The 18197-nt window shown below is 68.1% G+C and carries 15 protein-coding genes; 8 read left to right on the top strand and 7 right to left on the bottom strand.

The genetic code is table 11. The annotated features are described in order from the left end of the window. Positions 1–52: 52 nt before the first annotated feature. Positions 53–1216, bottom strand: coding sequence for an MFS transporter (locus QTI68_RS21310; RefSeq protein WP_286524859.1), 1164 nt, complete (start codon positions 1214–1216; stop codon positions 53–55). A 54-nt stretch (positions 1217–1270) separates the two neighbouring features. Next, the gene (locus QTI68_RS21305; protein ID WP_286524221.1) at positions 1271–2482 is read right to left on the bottom strand and encodes an MFS transporter; all 1212 of its coding nucleotides are present in this window, start codon (positions 2480–2482) and stop codon (positions 1271–1273) included. Between the two features lie 216 nt (positions 2483–2698). Here QTI68_RS21305 and QTI68_RS21300 point away from each other — a divergent pair, with 216 nt between their 5' ends. Beyond that, positions 2699–3850 carry a T6SS phospholipase effector Tle1-like catalytic domain-containing protein gene (locus tag QTI68_RS21300; protein WP_286524219.1) on the top strand — a complete coding sequence of 384 codons (1152 nt, stop codon included), beginning with the start codon at positions 2699–2701 and terminating at the stop codon, positions 3848–3850. Positions 3851–3975: 125 nt separating this feature from the next. Continuing rightward, positions 3976–4920 (top strand): tRNA dihydrouridine(20/20a) synthase DusA, encoded by a 945-nt coding sequence (dusA, locus tag QTI68_RS21295; RefSeq protein WP_503011727.1) that lies wholly within the window; start codon positions 3976–3978, stop codon positions 4918–4920. Between the two features lie 36 nt (positions 4921–4956). Here the strand turns inward: dusA and QTI68_RS21290 are convergent, their stop codons facing one another. Further along, a complete protein-coding gene (locus QTI68_RS21290) occupies positions 4957–5604 on the bottom strand; it encodes a GntR family transcriptional regulator (protein ID WP_286524214.1) in 648 nt (215 codons plus the stop codon). 127 nt (positions 5605–5731) lie between these two features. Between QTI68_RS21290 and scpA the strand changes: the two genes are divergently transcribed. The 6 genes from scpA to QTI68_RS21260 are packed head-to-tail and all read left to right on the top strand — an operon-like array spanning position 5732 to position 14107. Next, a complete protein-coding gene (gene scpA, locus QTI68_RS21285) occupies positions 5732–7891 on the top strand; it encodes a methylmalonyl-CoA mutase (protein ID WP_286524212.1) in 2160 nt (719 codons plus the stop codon). Positions 7892–7893: 2 nt separating this feature from the next. After that, a complete protein-coding gene (gene meaB / locus QTI68_RS21280; RefSeq protein ID WP_286524211.1) occupies positions 7894–8955 on the top strand; it encodes a methylmalonyl Co-A mutase-associated GTPase MeaB in 1062 nt (353 codons plus the stop codon). Positions 8956–9003: 48 nt separating this feature from the next. Beyond that, a complete protein-coding gene (locus QTI68_RS21275; protein ID WP_286524208.1) occupies positions 9004–10536 on the top strand; it encodes an acyl-CoA carboxylase subunit beta in 1533 nt (510 codons plus the stop codon). A 17-nt stretch (positions 10537–10553) separates the two neighbouring features. After that, complete coding sequence (locus tag QTI68_RS21270) at positions 10554–12602, top strand: acetyl-CoA carboxylase biotin carboxylase subunit (RefSeq protein WP_286524205.1); 2049 nt, start codon at positions 10554–10556, stop codon at positions 12600–12602. Beyond that, on the top strand, positions 12603–13634 hold the full coding sequence (gene bioB / locus QTI68_RS21265; protein ID WP_286524203.1) for a biotin synthase BioB: 1032 nt from the start codon (positions 12603–12605) through the stop codon (positions 13632–13634). Then, positions 13631–14107, top strand: a complete 477-nt coding sequence (locus QTI68_RS21260) for a VOC family protein (protein WP_286524201.1) — start codon at positions 13631–13633, stop codon at positions 14105–14107. The genes bioB and QTI68_RS21260 overlap by 4 nt, the downstream gene beginning before the upstream one ends. A 25-nt stretch (positions 14108–14132) precedes the next feature. On the opposite strand, the gene QTI68_RS21255 is transcribed toward QTI68_RS21260, so the two are convergent. The 4 genes from QTI68_RS21255 to QTI68_RS21240 all read right to left on the bottom strand — a co-directional run bounded on the left by QTI68_RS21255 (position 14133) and on the right by QTI68_RS21240 (position 18149). Further along, a complete protein-coding gene (locus tag QTI68_RS21255) occupies positions 14133–14765 on the bottom strand; it encodes a LysE family translocator (protein WP_286524195.1) in 633 nt (210 codons plus the stop codon). Further along, a complete protein-coding gene (locus QTI68_RS21250; protein ID WP_286524194.1) occupies positions 14762–15388 on the bottom strand; it encodes an RnfABCDGE type electron transport complex subunit B in 627 nt (208 codons plus the stop codon). The genes QTI68_RS21255 and QTI68_RS21250 overlap by 4 nt, the downstream gene beginning before the upstream one ends. A gap of 4 nt (positions 15389–15392) precedes the next feature. Beyond that, entirely contained in the window at positions 15393–16811 is a 1419-nt protein-coding gene (locus QTI68_RS21245; protein WP_286524191.1) for a polyhydroxyalkanoate depolymerase, read from the bottom strand. Between the two features lie 141 nt (positions 16812–16952). Beyond that, positions 16953–18149, bottom strand: a complete 1197-nt coding sequence (locus QTI68_RS21240; RefSeq protein ID WP_286524189.1) for an amino acid aminotransferase — start codon at positions 18147–18149, stop codon at positions 16953–16955. Positions 18150–18197 lie beyond the last annotated feature (48 nt).

Raw genomic sequence — 18197 nt, 5'->3', positions numbered from 1 at the left:
TCATCCCTAATCCCGCAACCAGGGATGTGCAGGGGGACTTCCCCTGGCGGGCTCAGGCGGTCTGCAGCAGCGCTTCGCGGTCGCCCAGCCGGCTGCTCCAGGCGGCCAGGGCCAGGGCGCCGAGCGAGATGGCCGCGCCGGCCCAGGGCAGGCCGGCCAGCGGGGCGCCCGCGGCCAGCATGCCGCTGCCGATCCAGGCGCCGGCCGCGTTGCCGAGATTGAACGCGCCTTGGTTCAGGGTCGAGGCGAGGTTCGGCGCCGCACTCGCATGCTGCACGATCAGCGTCTGCAGCAGCGGCACCAATGCGAACGAGAGCGTGGTCCACAGCAGCATCAGCAGCACCGTCGGCGCCTTCATCGGCAGCGCGAAATGCAGCAGCCCCAGCACCAACGCGTTGAGCCCCAGCACCCCCAGCATCGAGGGCACCAGCCGCCGGTCGCCGAGGCGGCCGCCGATGGTGCTGCCGATCGTCAGCCCGACGCCCAGCAGCAGCAGGATCGGGGCCACGGCCGCGTTCGAGAAGCCGCTGACCTGTGTCAGCAGCGGCGCGATGAAGGTGAAGACGCAGAACAGGCTGGCCGAGGTCAGGGCGCTGGTGGCCAGCGCGAGCAGCATGCGGCGGTCGGCCAGCACGCTGAATTCGCGCAGGATGTTGCCCCGCTGCATCTCGATCTGCCGCGGCAGCAGCGCGACCAGGGCGGCGACGGCGCCCAGCGCAATCACCACGATCGCGGCGAATGTCATCCGCCATCCGAAGTGCTCGCCGATGATCCGGCCCATCGGCACGCCGAGCACGTTGGCCAGCGTGAGGCCGGTGAACATCAGCGCGATCGCCTGCGAGCGGCGGTTGGGCGGCACCAGTCCTGCGGCGACCACCGACCCGATGCCGAAGAAGGTGCCGTGGGCCAGGGCGGTGACGACACGGGCGGCCATCAGCAGCCCATAGTCCGGTGCCAGCGCGCACAGCAGGTTGCCCAGCACGAACAGGCAGGCCAGCGCGACCAGCGTGGCCTTGCGCGGCAGCCGGGCCGTCGCCACCGCGAACACCGGGGCGCCCACCACCACGCCCATCGCGTAGCCGGTCACCAGCAGGCCGGCCTGCGACAGCGTGACGCCGAGGTCCAGGGCCATGTCGGGCAGCAGTCCCATCACCACGAACTCGCTGGTGCCGATGGCGAAGGCGGCGGCGGCGAGGGCGAGCAGGGCCACGGGCATGCGCGGCGACGCGCGCTGCGAGGAAGGAGCTGTCATCAGGGGGGGGATCGAGGGTTAACCCCTATTATCTCGAAGCGCTGCCGCGGGTGGCGGCGAAAGGGCATTCCGCCTGAATTCGGTGCCGTAATACAACAGGCCGACCCCCCCGAAGCCGGCGCCCAGGGCGCACAGCGCGCCCCATCCGTGGAAGGTGTAGACCGCCGCCGCCAGCGCCGAAGCCACCGCGGCGCACAGGAAGATGAAGGTCAGGAACAGCCCGTTGAGCCTGCCTCGCAGTTCGGGCGCCATGATGTAGAGGCTGCGGAGACTCAGCACGTTGCACAGCTGGACCGCGCCGTCGAGCAGCACCGCGGCAGCCACCAGCGCCGCCATCGAATGAAAGCGGAAGCCGAGCGCGGCAACACCGAATGAAAGCAGGGCGACGCCGATGGCTGCGCCCGTGGCGGGTTGCGTGTGTCCCCGGTCGGCCAGCCGGCCGGCCCAGGGGGCGACCAGCGCACCGGCCGCCCCGGCCAGCGCGAACAAGGCGATGCCGCCCTGGCCGAGGCCGAACTCATGCACCAGCGCCAGCGGCACGGCGGTCCAGAAAGCCTGGAAAGCCGAGAAGAGCAGTCCTTGGTAGAGCGCTCGCCGGCGCAGCAGGGGCGTGCGCCGGACGATGCCCGGCAGCGAGGCGAGGGTGCGTGCGTATCCGATCGAGCCATGCGGGCGGCGCCGGGGCAGGGCCCGCCAGAGCACCCCGGCCAGCACGGCCATCAGCAGCGCCGAGACCGCGAACACCGCCCGCCAGCCGAAGGCCGAGGCCACCAGGCTGGAGAACGGGCGGGCCAGCATGATCCCGGCCAGCAGCCCGGCCATGATGTTGCCGACCACCTTGCCCCGTGTCGCGTCGGCCACCAGGTGCGAGGCCAGGGGCACCAGCACCTGGGCCGCGACGGCGCAGGTGCCGACCAGGAAGGAGGCCGCCAGAAAGGTGACGGCCGAGTTCGACAAGGCGATCCCGAGCAGGCCCACGACCGCGCCGGCCATCGCGGCCAGGATCAGCCGGCGGTTTTCCACCACGTCGGCCAGCGGCACCAGAAAGAGCAGCCCGGCGCCGTAGCCGAGCTGGGTCAGCGTCATGATCAGCCCGGCCAGGCCGGCGTGCATCTGCAGCGTGGCCGCGATCGGGCCGATCAGCGGCTGGGCGAAGTAGATGTTGGCGACGCACAGCCCGCAGGCCACCGCGAACAGCAGCGTGAGTTCGGTCGAGAGCGCGGCAGGCACGGCGGGAGCCTGCGGCCCGGCATGGCCGGGGGCTGGGTGAGATGGCACGGGGGAGGGGAAGGTGAAGGGTTAACCCTGGATTCGCACCATAGCATTTCCGCCGAAGGCCTGCAGGCGGGCCCTTCGAGCGCGCGGCATAGAGCGAATGGCGCATGGCTTCCGCACCCGCGGCGGACCAGACTGGACCGCCCGGCATCTCCGAGAAAAGGACGCAGCATGGCGAAGAACATCGTTTTTTGTGCCGACGGCACCTGGAAGGGCCTGGGCCATGGCCAGGGCGATGGCGACGAGCTGCAGGCCGACGCCACCAACGTGCTGCGGCTGTTCGCGGCCCTGGCCGGCGCGGTCACGCCCGACTCGCTGCGCAAGCAGGACGAACAGGAAAAAGTCGCGCTCGGTCCCGACGGCGGCGCCACCCAGGTCGCCAAGTACCTGCACGGCGTGGGCGATTCGGGCAATGCGATCCGCAAGATCCTGGGGGGCGTCTTCGGCGAGGGCTTCATCGAGCGGATCGTGCGCGGCTACACCTTCGTGTCGCGCAACTACCAGCCCGGCGACCGCATCTACCTGGCCGGTTTCAGCCGCGGTGCCTACACGGTGCGCGCCCTGGGCGGCATGATCGCCGCGATGGGCCTGCTGCCGCCGGACGCCATGCGCGCGGACGACGGCAGCTACGACGCCGGCAAGGCCTATGGCCTCGGCATCCATGTCTGGGCCGAGTACCGGCGGCGGGCGGGCAAGGCGAGCACCCTGCTGGGCTACCTGGAGGAATTCAAGTCGCGCCGCATCGATCCGGCGCGGCTGGTGCAGGGCGTCGGCATCGAGGCCATCGGCGTCTGGGACACGGTCGGCTCCCTGGGTGTGCCGCTCTACGACCCGGCCGACGCGAAGAAGATCGACGTCTTCGAGTTCGCCGACCGGGCGTTGTCGCCGAAGGTGCGCAGCGGCTTCCATGCCATCGCCATCGACGAGCAGCGGGGCGACTTCGAACCGACCCTGTGGGACGCCAGGGACGGCGTCCACCAGCGCTGGTTCTGCGGTGCGCATTCGGATGTCGGCGGCGGCTACCCGACGCAGGACCTGTCGGGCTTTGCGCTCGACTGGATGATCGATCACTTCAAGGGCTGCGGCGTGGCGATCTCGCCGCAGTACCAGGCGGCCAAGGCCGGCGCTTTCGGGCCGGTCCATACGCCGTACAAGGACCCGCCCTTCGACCTGCTGCCGCACGGGCCGCGAACGGTTCCGGCGGATGCGCTGTTCCATCCGAGCGTGCAGCTGTACCTCGACCGGGTCGCGGACTACGCGCCCCAGGGCCTGGCGGCGTTGCTGACGAACCGGCGCCTCGCCCAGGGATCGCTGCAGGCTTAGCCCTGCGCCGCGGCGGCGGGCCGCGGGGTGGCAGAATCCGGAACGCTCGCCCCTCGCGGGGCCCAGCTTCATTTCGAATCCAGGACCGCTCCTTGACTGCACCGAAGATCCTGTCCGTCGCGCCCATGATGGACTGGACCGACCGCCACTGCCGCTACTTCCATCGCCTGCTGACCCGCCGCGCCTTGCTCTACACCGAGATGGTGACCACCGGCGCGCTGATCCATGGCGATGTGCCACGCCACCTGCGCTTCAACGCCGAGGAGCATCCGGTGGCGCTGCAGCTCGGCGGCAGCGAGCCCGCCGACCTTGCCCACTGCGCGAAGCTGGGCGAGGCCTGGGGCTATGACGAGATCAACATCAACTGCGGCTGCCCGAGCGAGCGGGTGCAGCGCGGTGCCTTCGGGGCCTGCCTCATGAACGAACCGCAGCTGGTGGCCGACTGCGTGAAGGCGATGGTCGACGTGGTCGACGTCCCGGTCACGGTCAAGCACCGCATCGGCATCGACAAGATCGAGAGCTACGAGTTCGTGCGCGACTTCGTCGGCCGGGTCAGCGAGGCCGGTTGCAGCACCTTCATCGTCCATGCCCGCAACGCCTGGCTCAAGGGCCTGTCGCCGAAGCAGAACCGCGAGGTGCCGCCGCTGCGCTACGAGCTGGTGCACCGGCTCAAGCACGACTTCCCGGCGCTCGCCTTCTCGATCAACGGCGGCTTCGCCGACACGGCGCAGATGCAGGCCCACCTGCGCCTGCTCGACGGCGTCATGATCGGCCGCGAGGCTTACCACAACCCCTGGAGCCTGTCCGAGTGGGATGCGGTGTTCTACGGCGAGCCGCCCTCGACGCTGACGCGCGAAGCGGTCGAGCTGCAGATGTGCGACTACATGGCCCGTGAGGCGGCCGAGCATGGCACGCCCTGGTCCAACATCGCGCGCCACATGCTGGGTCTGCGCAATGGCCTGGCCGGCGCCCGCCGCTGGCGCCAGGTGTGGAGCGACCACAAGCTCAAGACGCTGCCGCCGCACGAAGTGATGGACATCGCGCACGAAACGGTCGCCGCCTCCCAGTGACCTCCGGCCGGCGAAGCCCGGCCGTGTTCGACGAACTCAATTCGCCGCCTGCAGTCCGTTGCGGAAGTGCTCCTGCGTCCGGGCCATTGCGGCGTCCGGGTCGCGCGCCTTGATCGCCGCCATGATCGCCCGGTGCTCGTTCAGCGACTCGTCGATCCGCCCCGCCTTCAGCAGCGAGTTGTGCCGGTTCAGCTTCATCACCTTGCGCAGGTCGGCCACCATCTGGTCGCGCCAGCGGTTGTTGGCGATCGCCAGCAGCCGCATGTGAAAGCGCTCGTTGAGCGCGAAGAAATGCTCGCGGTCGACATGCCCGGGCTTGGCGGCCGCCTCGAGTTCGGCGTGCAGCCGCTCGAGCTCGGCCAGTTCGGCCTCGCTGGCGTGCCCGGCCACGACGCCGGCCGCATCGCTCTCGAGCAAGCTCAGCAGGTGGTAGACGTCCGTCAGGTCCTTTTCCGACACCTCGGTGACGTAGGCGCCGCGCCGCACCTTCATCGTCACCAGTCCCTCGGCGGCCAGCACCTTCAGCGCCTCGCGCAGCGGCGTCCGGCTGATGCCGTATTCCTCGGCCAGCCGGAGTTCGTCGATCCAGCTCCCGGGTTCGAGCTCGCGGCTGAAGATGCGCTGGCGCAGCAGCTCTGCCACTTCTTCATAGAGGGCGCGCGGGGTGAGGGTGACGGCGGACATGCCTGAAATGTACCGCAAACAGGCGACTTGAATTAATAATTATGAATAAGGTACACTCGCTGGCGTTGTGCTGCGACTGCGCAGACACTCGTCCCCGAACCTTTGCATGACCTCCTAAGCGGCGCCCATGAGCAAATCCGACTACACCTTCTCGCCTGCGACCCTCGAAGCCTGGACCAAGGCGGCCGCCAAGTCCGCCCCCGGCGGCAACCTCGAAGCGCTCAACTGGGTCACGCCGGACGGCATCACGGTCAAGCCGCTCTATACCGCGGCCGATCTCCAGGGCCTCCAGTACACCGACACCTTGCCCGGCTTCGAGCCCTACCTGCGCGGCCCCCAGGCCACCATGTACGCGGTGCGCCCATGGACCATCCGCCAGTACGCCGGCTTCTCGACCGCCGAGGAGTCGAATGCCTTCTACCGCAAGGCCTTGGCGGCGGGCGGGCAGGGCGTGTCGGTCGCCTTCGACCTCGCCACCCACCGCGGCTACGACAGCGATCATCCGCGGGTGACGGGCGACGTCGGCAAGGCCGGCGTGGCGATCGACTCGGTCGAGGACATGAAGATCCTGTTCGACCAGATCCCGCTCGACAAGGTCAGCGTCTCGATGACGATGAACGGCGCCGTGCTGCCGGTGCTGGCGGGCTACGTGGTCGCGGCCGAGGAGCAGGGCGTGGCCCAGGACCAGCTGAGCGGAACCATCCAGAACGACATCCTCAAGGAGTTCATGGTCCGCAACACTTACATCTTTCCGCCGGCGCCGAGCATGCGGATCATCGGCGACATCATCGAGTACACGGCGCAGAAGATGCCGAAGTTCAACTCGATCTCGATCAGCGGCTACCACATGCAGGAGGCCGGCGCCAACCAGGCGCTCGAACTGGCCTTCACCCTGGCCGACGGCAAGGAATACGTGAAGACCGCGCTGGCCAAGGGCCTCGACGTCGACGGCTTCGCCGGCCGACTCAGCTTCTTCTGGGCCATCGGCATGAACTTCTACCTTGAAGTCGCCAAGATGCGCGCGGCGCGCCTGCTGTGGTGCCGGATCATGAAGGAGTTCAATCCGAAGAACCCCAAGAGCCTGATGCTGCGCACGCACTGCCAGACCTCCGGCTGGTCGCTGACCGAGCAGGACCCCTACAACAACGTGGTGCGCACCACCATCGAGGCCATGGCCGCCGTCTTCGGCGGCACCCAGAGCCTGCACACCAACGCGCTCGACGAGGCGATCGCGTTGCCCACCGAGTTCAGCTCGCGCATCGCGCGCAACACGCAGCTCATCATCCAGGAAGAGACCCACATCACCAGCGTGATCGACCCCTGGGCCGGCAGCTACATGATGGAGAAGCTGACGCAGGACATGGCCGATGCGGCCTGGGCGATCATCGAGGAGGTCGAGGCCATGGGCGGCATGACCAAGGCCGTCGACAGCGGCTGGGCCAAGCTCAAGATCGAGGCCGCGGCGGCCGACAAGCAGGCGCGCATCGATTCGGGACGCGACGTCATCGTCGGCGTCAACAAGTACAAGCTCAAGACCGAAGACACCCACGACATCCTGCAGATCGACAACGTCAAGGTACGCGACGGCCAGATCGCCAAGCTGAAGGCCATCCGCGAGAAGCGCGACAGCGCCGCCGTGCAGGCCGCCCTCGACGCGCTCACCGCCGCCGCGGAAAGCGGCGAAGGCAACCTGCTCGAACTGAGCATCAATGCGGTGCGCCTGCGCGCCACCGTCGGCGAGATCAGCGACGCGCTCGAGAAGATCTACGGCCGCCACCGCGCCGACACGCAGAAGGTCACCGGCGTCTATGCCGCCGCCTACGACTCAGCCGAAGGCTGGGAGGCGCTGCAGCACGAGATCGCGGCTTTCGCCGAGGAACAGGGCCGGCGCCCGCGCGTGATGATCTCCAAGCTCGGCCAGGACGGCCACGACCGCGGCGCCAAGGTGGTCGCCACCGCTTTCGCCGACCTCGGCTTCGACGTCGACATGGGCCCGCTGTTCCAGACCCCCGAGGAATGCGCCCGGCAGGCGATCGAGAACGACGTCCATGCCGTGGGCGTCAGCACCCTCGCCGCCGGCCACAAGACGCTGGTGCCGGCGATCATCGCCGAGCTCAGGAAGCAGGGCGCGGACGACATCATCGTCTTCGTCGGCGGCGTGATTCCCCGCCAGGACTACGACTTTCTCTACGAGGCCGGCGTCAAGGGCATCTACGGCCCCGGCACGCCGATCCCGGCCAGCGCCAAGGACGTGCTGGAGCAGATTCGCGCGGCGGTTGCAGCCTGACGATGCCGCCCGCCAAGACACCGGTCACGGTGGACGCCCTGCTGGCCGACGACGGCCCACCGCAGCGCCGCGCGATCGCCAAGGCGATCACGCTGCTCGAGTCGACCCGTGCCGACCATCGCGCGCAGGCCGACGAGCTGCTCACGGCCCTGCTGCCGCACACCGGAAAATCGTTCCGGCTCGGCATCTCGGGTGTGCCGGGCGTCGGCAAGTCGACCTTCATCGAAACCCTCGGGCTGTTCCTGATCGGACTGGGGCACCGGGTGGCCGTGCTCACCATCGATCCGTCGTCCACCGTCTCGGGCGGTTCCATCCTCGGCGACAAGACGCGCATGGAGCACCTGTCGGTGCACGAGCGCGCCTACATCCGGCCCAGTCCCTCGAGCGGCACCCTGGGCGGCGTGGCCGAGAAGACGCGCGAGGCGATGCTGGTCTGCGAAGCGGCCGGCTATGACATCGTGATCGTCGAGACCGTCGGCGTCGGCCAGAGCGAGACCGCGGTTTCGGGCATGACCGACATGTTCGTGCTGCTGCAGCTGCCCAACGCCGGCGACGACCTGCAGGCGATCAAGAAGGGCGTGATGGAGCTGGCCGACCTGGTGGTGATCAACAAGGCCGACATCGACAAGGATGCGGCCACCCGCGCCCAGGCCCAGATCACATCGGCGCTGCGCCTGTTCGGCCACCATGGCAATCCCGCGCATGCCCAGGCCATCCACGCCGCCCACGCGACGCCCGGCTCGCCCGAGGCCGAAGTGCGCTTCTGGCTGCCCCGCGTGATCCAGCTCAGTGCCCTGCTGGGCACCGGCGTGGACGCCTTCTGGGCTGCGGTGCTGCAGTTCAAGTCGCTGCAGGCGACCAACGGCCGCTTCGCCAGTCGGCGCGAGAAGCAGGCGCTGGCCTGGATGTGGGAGCGCATCGACGCCGGCCTCAAGCAGGCCTTCCGCCAGCATCCGCAGGTGCGCGAGCTGCTGCCGCAGGCTGTGGCCCAGGTGGCGGCCGGCCGGCTGCCGGCCTCGACGGCTGCGCGCCAATTGCTCGCCGCCCAGGCCGGACAGGCGTAGCCTTCGGCCATCCCTTTCAAAAAAGATCAACTCCTACGACGGAACGTCATGAAAGAAATCCTCGAACAACTCGAAAATCGCCGCGCCCAGGCGCGACTCGGCGGTGGCCAGAAGCGCATCGACGCCCAGCATGCCAAGGGCAAGCTGACGGCGCGCGAGCGCATCGCCCTGCTGCTCGACGACAACACCTTCGAAGAATGGGACATGTTCGTCGAGCACCGCTCGAGCGACTTCGGCATGGCCGACAACAAGATCCCGGGCGATGGCGTGGTCACCGGCTACGGCATGATCAACGGCCGCCTGGTGTTCGTCTTCAGCCAGGACTTCACGGTCTTCGGCGGCGCGCTCAGCGAAGCCCACGCCGAGAAGATCTGCAAGGTGATGGACCAGGCCATGAAGGTCGGCGCGCCGGTGATCGGCCTCAACGATTCGGGCGGCGCCCGCATCCAGGAGGGCGTGGCCTCGCTCGGCGGCTATGCCGAAGTGTTCCAGCGCAACGTGATGGCCTCGGGCGTGGTGCCGCAGATCAGCATGATCATGGGCCCCTGCGCCGGCGGCGCCGTCTATTCGCCGGCCATGACCGATTTCATCTTCATGGTGAAGGACAGCAGCTACATGTTCGTCACCGGCCCCGAGGTGGTGAAGACCGTGACCCACGAGGACGTCACCGCCGAAGAGCTCGGCGGCGCCTCGACCCACACCACCAAGAGCGGCGTCGCCGACATGGCGTTCGAGAACGACGTCGAGGCGCTGATGATGCTGCGCCGGCTCTACAACTACCTGCCGCTCAACAACCGCGAGAAGGCGCCGGTGCGGCCCAGCGGCGACCCGGCCGACCGCGCCGACCTGTCGCTCGACACCCTGGTGCCCGACAACCCCAACAAGCCCTACGACATGAAGGAGCTGATCGTGAAGGTGGTCGACGACGGCGATTTCTTCGAACTGCAGCCCGACTACGCGAAGAACATCGTCATCGGCTTCGCGCGCATGGAGGGCCAGAGCATCGGCATCGTCGCCAACCAGCCGCTGGTGCTGGCGGGCTGCCTGGACATCAAGTCGTCGATCAAGGCGGCGCGCTTCGTGCGCTTCTGCGACGCCTTCAACATCCCGGTCGTGACCTTCGTCGACGTGCCCGGCTTCATGCCCGGCACCAGCCAGGAGTACGGCGGCATCATCAAGCATGGCGCCAAGCTGCTCTACGCCTATGCCGAGTGCACCGTGCCGAAGATCACCGTCATCACGCGCAAGGCCTACGGCGGTGCCTACGACGTGATGGCCTCGAAGCACCTGCGCGGCGACGTCAACCTGGCCTGGCCGCGCGCCGAGATCGCGGTGATGGGTGCCAAGGGTGCGGTCGAGATCATCTTCCGCGAAGACAAGAACGACCCCGAGAAGCTCGCCGCGCGCGAGGCCGAATACAAGGCGCGCTTCGCCAACCCGTACGTGGCCGGCACGCGCGGCTACATCGACGACGTGATCCTGCCGAGCGAGACCCGCAAGCGGATCTGCCGCAGCCTGGTGATGCTGCGCGAGAAGAAACTCGAAAACCCGTGGCGCAAGCACGGCAACATTCCGCTCTGAGACCGGAGAACAACAACATGTTCAAGAAAATCCTGATCGCCAACCGCGGCGAGATCGCCTGCCGCGTCATCAAGACGGCGAAGAAGATGGGCATCCTCACGGTCGCCGTCTATTCCGATGCCGACAAGGACGCGCGCCACGTCGAGCTGGCCGACGAGGCGGTGCATATCGGCGGCTCGGCCAGCCGCGACAGCTACCTGCAGGCCGATCGCATCATCGCCGCCTGCAAGGCGTGCGGCGCCGAAGCCGTGCACCCCGGTTACGGCTTCCTGTCCGAGAACGAGGCCTTCGCGCGCAAGGTCGAGGAGGAGGGCATCGTCTTCATCGGCCCGAAGCACTACTCGATCGCCGCGATGGGCGACAAGATCGCCTCGAAGAAGCTCGCCAACGAAGCCAAGGTCAACACCATCCCCGGCTGGAACGACGCCATCGAGAGCGCCGAGCGCGCGGTGCAGATCGCCAAGGACATCGGCTACCCGGTGATGATCAAGGCCTCGGCCGGCGGCGGCGGCAAGGGCCTGCGCGTGGCCTTCAACGACAAGGAAGCCTTCGAGGGCTTCACCTCGTGCCGCAACGAGGCCCGCAACAGCTTCGGCGACGACCGGGTCTTCATCGAGAAGTTCGTCGAGGAGCCGCGACACATCGAGATCCAGGTGCTGGGCGACTCGCACGGCCACGTGATCTACCTGAACGAGCGCGAATGCTCGATCCAGCGCCGCCACCAGAAGGTGATCGAGGAAGCACCGTCGCCTTTCATCAGCGACGCCACGCGCAAGGCGATGGGCGAGCAGGCCGTGGCGCTGGCCAAGGCCGTGAAGTACCAGAGCGCGGGCACGGTGGAGTTCGTGGTCGGCAAGGACCAGAGCTTCTACTTCCTGGAAATGAACACCCGGCTGCAGGTCGAGCACCCTGTGACCGAGGCGATCACCGGCCTGGACCTGGTCGAGCTGATGATCCGCGTCGCCGCCGGCGAGAAGCTGCCGCTGGCGCAGAAGGACGTCAAGCGCGAGGGCTGGGCGATCGAATGCCGCATCAACGCCGAAGACCCGTTCCGCAACTTCCTGCCCTCGACCGGCCGGCTGGTGCGCTTCCAGCCGCCCAAGGAGACCATGTTCTCCGCCGACACCGAGCACCTGTACGGCGTGCGGGTCGACACCGGCGTCTACGACGGCGGCGAGATCCCGATGTTCTACGACTCGATGATCGCCAAGCTGATCGTCCATGGCCGCGACCGCGCCCACGCCATCGCGCTGATGCGCGAGGCGCTCAACGGCTTCGTGATCCGCGGCATCAGCAGCAACATCCCCTTCCAGGCGGCGCTGCTGGCCCATCCCAAGTTCGTCAGCGGCGACTTCAACACCGGCTTCATCGCCGAGCACTACGGCAAGGGCTTCCATGCCGAGGACGTGCCGCACGATGATCCCGATTTCCTGGTCGCGCTGGCGGCCTTCGTGCATCGCCGCTACCGGGCGCGCGCGTCGGGCATCAGCGGCCAGCTCGAAGGGCACGGCGTGAAGGTCGGCGAAGAGTTCGTCGCGGTCGTGCTGGACGCGCGGGGCCAGCATGTCCACAAGTCGGTGTCGGTCACCGACTTCCATGGCCAGACCGGCTCCAGCGCGGTGACGGTCGGCAGCAACAGCTACAAGATCGACAGCCGCGCACAGCTCGGGAACATCCGGGTCGAGGGCCTGGTCAACGGCCGCGCCTTCACCGCGCAGGTCGAGCGCGGCGCGGGCAAGAATCCGCTGGCATTGCGGGTGTCGCACAACGGCACGCAGATCGAGGCGATAGTGCTGTCGCCGCTGGGCGCGCAGCTGCTCTCGCTGATGCCCTACAAGGCGCCGCCGGACCTGAGCAAGTTCCTGATGTCGCCGATGCCTGGCCTCCTGGTCGAAGTCTCGGTCCAGCCTGGCCAGCAAGTGCAGGCCGGCGAGAAGCTCGCCGTCATCGAGGCGATGAAGATGGAAAACGTGCTGTTCGCGACGCAGGACGGCGTGGTCGGCCACATCGCGGCGGCCAGGGGCGAATCGCTGGCGGTCGACCAGATCATCATGGAGTTTGCATAGATGGGGGCCAACGACATGTCGACGGCCAAGGCCGTCACCTTGCATCGGCCGGTGCCGCCGCCGCTTCCACGGTCCGGGCCATGGTCGGTGGAGGCCGTGCAGGCCTTGCTCGACAAGCCCTTCAACGACCTGCTGTTCGAGGCCCAGGCGGTGCACCGCGCCCATTTCCCCGACGGCGACATCGAGCTTGCCACGCTGCTGTCGGTGAAGACCGGCGGCTGTCCCGAGAACTGCGGCTATTGCCCGCAGTCGGCCGAGTTTGACACCGGCGTCAAGGCGCAGAAGCTGATGGAGGTCGACGAGGTGCTGCGCGCTGCGCAGGCCGCCAGGGACGCCGGCGCCACGCGCTTCTGCATGGGCGCCGCCTGGCGCGCGCCCAAGGATCGCGACGTCGAGAAGATCGCGGTGCTGGTCGAGGCCGTCAAGGGCCTGGGCCTGCAGACCTGCGCCACGCTCGGCATGCTCGAGCCGCAGCATGCGCTGCAGCTCAAGGCGGCCGGGCTCGACTACTACAACCACAACCTCGACACGGCGCCCGAGTACTACACCGACATCGTCGACACCCGCAGCTACCAGGACCGGCTCGATACGCTGGCCCACGTGCGCGCCGCCGGGATCAGCGTCTGCTGCGGCGGCATCGTCGGCATGGGCGAGGCGCCGGTGCACCGGGCGGGGCTCATCGCCCAGCTCGCCAACCTCGATCCCTACCCGGAATCGGTGCCGATCAACAGCCTGGTGCGCGTGCCCGGCACGCCGCTGGCTGATGCGCCGCCCATTGATCCGCTGGACTTCGTGCGCATGATCGCCGTCGCCCGCATCACGATGCCGAAGGCACGCGTGCGGCTGTCCGCGGGTCGCCAGCAACTCGGCGATGCGGTGCAGGCGCTGTGCTTCCTGGCCGGCGCCAATTCGATCTTCTACGGCGACAAGCTGCTGGTCACGGGCAACCCCGATGTCGAGGCCGACGTCCAGCTGCTGGCCAGGCTGGGCCTGAAGGCCCGTTCGACCACCGAACAAGGAGCATGCGCATGACGCGTCCATTCAAGGTGCTGGGCATCCAGCAGATCGCGATCGGCGGCCCGGACAAGACCCGGCTGCAGAAGCTGTGGGTCGACATGCTGGGCCTGGAGGTCACCGGCACCTTCAAGAGCGAGCGCGAGAACGTCGACGAAGACATCTGCGCCATCGGCAGCGGCCCCTTCAAGGTCGAGGTCGACCTGATGCAGCCGCTCGACCCCGAGAAGAAGCCGGCGGTCCACACCACGCCGCTGAATCACGTGGGCCTGTGGATCGACGACCTGCCCAAGGCCGTCGAATGGCTCACGGCCCAGGGCGTTCGCTTCGCGCCCGGCGGCATCCGCAAGGGCGCGGCCGGATTCGACATCTGCTTCCTGCATCCGAAGAGCAATGACGAATTCCCGATTGCGGGCGAGGGCGTCCTGATTGAAATGGTGCAGGCTCCCCCGGAAGTAGTGACCGCCTTCTCGACCTTGGCCGGCGGCTGACGCCCAACCTGGGGGCGAGCAGCAACTAGCCGGGGCGGCGCCAAATCGCCAGCGTGGCGGCCAGCAGCCACATGCCGACTGCACAGCCGCGGTTGAGCGCGCGCAGGCTGCGCTGCGAAAGCCAGCGCACGGCCTGGGTGCCGGCGGAGGCGTAGCTCAGCATCACCAGTGTGTCGATGCAGACGAAGATGACGCCCAGAACCAGGTACTGGGGCCCCTGCGGATGGGCGACGTCGACGAACTGAGGCAGGAAGGCCGCGAAGAACAGCAGCGACTTCGGATTCGACAGCGCCACCGCCAGGCTGCGCAGCAGCGCCAGCCGGCCGCGCAGCGGCGGGACCCCCGACACGGCCAGCGCCGCGCCGACATCCGCCGGTGGCATGCGCCAGAGCTTGACGCCGAGCCAGACCAGGTAGAGCACGCCGGCGACGCGAATCGCATTGAAGAGCCATTCGGACGCCGCCAGCAGCGAACCCAGTCCCAGCGCCACCGTGGTGATCACGACGCAGCTCCCGATCGACGCCCCGGCGATGCCCCAGGCGGCCGCGCGCATGCCGCCCGAGATGCCGTTGGAGAGCGCGAGCAGCATGGTCGGCCCCGGCGTGATGGCGAGCGCGATCGAGGCCAGCGCGTAGAGCAGCAGGGTGTCGAGGCTCATGGTTCGCGGCGCTGGCTGGCGGCGGCACGGGCCCGGGCCAGCGCCGCCTCGATGATGGAGCGCTTGCGGTCGGCCGCCTCGGGTGCCGCCGCCGGCGCCTCGCTCGGAGGCACGGCCGAAGCCGCGCCTGAGGCCTGCCGGGCGGCGTGCAACGCGTAGCGCGCACGCGCGTGGTCGGCCTGTGCCTGCGACCAGGCCTGCCATCCGGTGCGGCCCGGCGTGACCGTCTCCAGCGAGATGCAGTCGACCGGGCAGGCGGGAATGCACAGCTCGCAGCCCGTGCAATGGGCGTCGATGACGGTGTGCATGCGCTTGTGGATGCCGACGATGGCATCGGTCGGGCAGGCATCGAGGCACAGGGTGCAGCCGATGCACCAGGCCTCGTCGATGACCGCCAGGGTGCGTGGCAGCTCGATGCCGAACTGCGGGTCGAGGGCCCGGGCGGGCCGGCCGGTCAGGTCGGACAGCCGCTGCACGCCCTCGGCGCCTCCTGGCGGGCATTGGTTGATGTCGGCCTCGCCGGCCGCGATGGCTTCGGCGTAGCCGGCGCAGTCAGGGTAGCCGCAACGGGTGCACTGCGTCTGCGGCAGCGCGTCCAGCAGGGTGGCAGTGCGCGGGTCCACGGCCTCAGGCGGATTTGCGCGCCACCCGCTTCGTCTGGGTGGCGGGGGCCTTCTTGCGCGCTGCGGCGGTGGCGGGCTCGGCGCTGCGCGTCGCCTTCCGTGCCGTTGCCGGCCGCACCATGTCTTCGGCGACCGGCACCGGCGGGCCCGCGCGTTTCTGCGGCTTGTCGTGCTGGGCAATGAAGGCCTGGACTTCGGGGTAGACCAGTTCGCGCCAGCGGCGGCCGCTGAAGATGCCGTAGTGGCCCGCGCCCTTGACCTCGTAGTGGTGCTGCTCGCTGGCGACGACGCCGGTGCAGAGTTCGTGCGCCGCGCGCGTCTGGCCGGAGCCCGAGATGTCGTCGAGCTCGCCTTCGATCGTCAGCAGGCCGATGCCGCGAATGTCCTGCGGGCGCACCAGTTCGCGCTCGCCCTGGGGGTTGGTCACCTGCCAGGTGCCGTTCACCAGGTCGAACTGCTGGAACACGGTGCGGATGGTGTCCAGGTAGTAGTCGGCGTCCATGTCGAGCACGGCGTTGTACTCGTCGTAGAACTTGCGGTGCGCCTCGGTGCTGGCGTCATCGCCCTTGATCAGGTTCTTGAAGTAGTCGTAGTGGCTGCTGGCATGGTTTTCCGGGTTCATCGCAACGAAGCCGGTGTGCTGCAGGAAGCCCGGGTAGACGCGGCGTCCGGCACCCGGGAAGCCGTCCGGCACGCGGTAGATCACGTTGTTCTCGAACCACTCGAAGCTCTTGTTCATCGCCAGGTTGTTGACCGCGGTCGGCGACTTGCGGGCATCGATCGGTCCGCCCATCATGGTCATCGACAGCGGGATCTGCTCGCCGCGGCTGGCCATCAGCGACACCGCCGCCAGCACCGGCACCGTGGGCTGGCAGACGCTGATGACGTGGCAGTTGCCGTATTCGGTCTGCAGGTAGCGGATGAACTCCTCGACGTAGTTGATGTAGTCGTCGAGGTGGAACTTGCCTTCGGACAGCGGCACCAGCCGGGCGTTGGTCCAGTCGGTGATGTAGACCTTGTGGCCTTGCAGCAGGGCGCGCACCGTGTCGCGCAGCAAGGTCGCATAGTGACCCGACAGCGGCGCCACCACCAGCACCACCGGCTGGCTCTTGAGCGTCTTCAGGGTTTCCGGCTGGTCGGTGAAGCGCTTGAAGCGGCGCAGCTTGCAGAACGGCTTCTCGAGCTCGACGCTTTCATGGATCACCACGTCGTGGCCATCGACCTTGACGGTCTTGATGCCGAATTCCGGCTTCTCGTAGTCCTTGCCCAGGCGGTACAAGAGGTCGTAGCCGGCCGCGATGCGCTGCGCCAGCGGTGCCTGTCCGAATGCCGTGCTTTGGCCGTAAAGTTTGGAAGCGGCCTGTGCGAAGTCGGCGAACGGCTCCATGAGGGAGCGCTGCGCTTCGTAAAGTTGGTAGAGCATCGGGGATTCTGAGAGTTGTTGCAATGCAATATATCAGCAGCCCACCCCGCAAAATAGAGGGGGCGCCCCATTCGGGGGCCCCAGTCGTGACATCTTCACGCGGCGGCGCCGGCAGGGCGCCGCGAACGGCCGGAACCGCCGTCAGAGCACCTTGGCGATGCTCTCGCAGACGTAGTCGATGTTCTTGCTGTTGAGCGCCGCCACGCACATCCGGCCGGTGTCGGTGCCGTAGACCCCGAACTCTTCGCGCAGGCGCACCATCTGGTCCTTGGTCAGGCCCGAATAGCTGAACATCCCGATCTGCGAGGTGATGAAGCCCATGTCCTGCTTCACGCCGGCGGCCTTCAGGCCGTCGACCAGCTTCTGGCGCATGGCCTTGATGCGCACCCGCATTTCGGCCAGTTCCGCTTCCCAGACGGCGCGCCGTGCCGGGTCGTTGAGGACGGCTGCCACCACCGCGCCGCCGTGGATCGGCGGGTTGCTGTAGTTGGTGCGGATCGCGATCTTGAGCTGCGACAGCACGCGGGCGGCCTCTTCCTTGTTCTCGCACAGCACCGAGAGGGCGCCCACGCGCTCGCCGTACAGGCTGAAGCTCTTCGAGAAGGAGGTCGAGACGAAGAAGGTCAGGCCGGCCTGGACGAACTTGCCGATCACCGCGCCGTCTTCCTGGATGCCGTGGCCGAAGCCCTGGTAGGCCATGTCGAGGAAGGGGGTCAGCCCGCCGGCCTTGACCGCGGCGATGACCTGGTCCCACTGGGCCGGCGTGATGTCGTAGCCGGTCGGGTTGTGGCAGCAGGCGTGCAGCACGACGATGGTGCCGGCCGGCGCCGCCGTGAGCGCGGCCAGCATGCCCTCGAAGTCGATGCCGCGCTTGGCGGCGTCGTAGTAGGGGTAGCTCTCGACCGTGAAACCGGCGTTGGTGAACAGCGCGCGGTGGTTTTCCCAGCTCGGGTCGCTGATCAGCACCTTGGCGCCGGGGGTGAGCTTCTTGAGGAAGTCGGCGCCGACCTTCAGGCCGCCGGTGCCGCCGATGGCCTGGATGGTGGCGACGCGGCCGGATTTCACGGGTTCGCTGTCGGCGCCGAAGACCAGGCCCTTGACCGCGTTGTCATAGGCGGCGATGCCGTCGATCGGCAGGTAGCCGCGGGCGCTGGGCGCCTTCATCATGTCTTCTTCCGCGGCCTGCACGCACTTCAGCAGCGGCAGCTTGCCGTTGTCGTCGTAGTACACGCCCACGCCGAGATTGACCTTTTTCGGATTGCCGTCGGCTGCGTATTGCTCGTTGAGGCCCAGGATCGGGTCGCGAGGCGCCATTTCGACGGCGGTGAACATTGACATGGAAAGTCCTTTGGATGAGCGGTTCACGTGAAGCCGGGTCCTGCGTTA

The sequence above is a fragment of the Variovorax sp. J31P207 genome, from assembly GCF_030316965.1.
GTDB lineage: Bacteria > Pseudomonadota > Gammaproteobacteria > Burkholderiales > Burkholderiaceae_C > Variovorax > Variovorax ginsengisoli_B.
The sequence above is the reverse complement of the archived record's forward strand: the minus strand, read 5'-3'. Positions and strand labels throughout refer to the sequence as shown.

What these genes read in the sequence shown, in the direction of transcription:
- QTI68_RS21290 (WP_286524214.1), bottom strand. Translation starts at nt 5,604, where the DNA reads ATGTCCGCCGTCACCCTCACCCCGCGCGCCCTCTATGAAGAAGTGGCA.
- QTI68_RS21260 (WP_286524201.1), top strand. Translation starts at nt 13,631, where the DNA reads ATGACGCGTCCATTCAAGGTGCTGGGCATCCAGCAGATCGCGATCGGC.
- QTI68_RS21275 (WP_286524208.1), top strand. Translation starts at nt 9,004, where the DNA reads ATGAAAGAAATCCTCGAACAACTCGAAAATCGCCGCGCCCAGGCGCGA.
- dusA (WP_503011727.1), top strand. Translation starts at nt 3,976, where the DNA reads ATGATGGACTGGACCGACCGCCACTGCCGCTACTTCCATCGCCTGCTG.
- bioB (WP_286524203.1), top strand. Translation starts at nt 12,603, where the DNA reads ATGGGGGCCAACGACATGTCGACGGCCAAGGCCGTCACCTTGCATCGG.
- scpA (WP_286524212.1), top strand. Translation starts at nt 5,732, where the DNA reads ATGAGCAAATCCGACTACACCTTCTCGCCTGCGACCCTCGAAGCCTGG.
- QTI68_RS21255 (WP_286524195.1), bottom strand. Translation starts at nt 14,765, where the DNA reads ATGAGCCTCGACACCCTGCTGCTCTACGCGCTGGCCTCGATCGCGCTC.
- meaB (WP_286524211.1), top strand. Translation starts at nt 7,894, where the DNA reads ATGCCGCCCGCCAAGACACCGGTCACGGTGGACGCCCTGCTGGCCGAC.
- QTI68_RS21270 (WP_286524205.1), top strand. Translation starts at nt 10,554, where the DNA reads ATGTTCAAGAAAATCCTGATCGCCAACCGCGGCGAGATCGCCTGCCGC.
- QTI68_RS21300 (WP_286524219.1), top strand. Translation starts at nt 2,699, where the DNA reads ATGGCGAAGAACATCGTTTTTTGTGCCGACGGCACCTGGAAGGGCCTG.
- QTI68_RS21310 (WP_286524859.1), bottom strand. Translation starts at nt 1,216, where the DNA reads ATGCCCGTGGCCCTGCTCGCCCTCGCCGCCGCCGCCTTCGCCATCGGC.
- QTI68_RS21245 (WP_286524191.1), bottom strand. Translation starts at nt 16,811, where the DNA reads ATGCTCTACCAACTTTACGAAGCGCAGCGCTCCCTCATGGAGCCGTTC.
- QTI68_RS21240 (WP_286524189.1), bottom strand. Translation starts at nt 18,149, where the DNA reads ATGTCAATGTTCACCGCCGTCGAAATGGCGCCTCGCGACCCGATCCTG.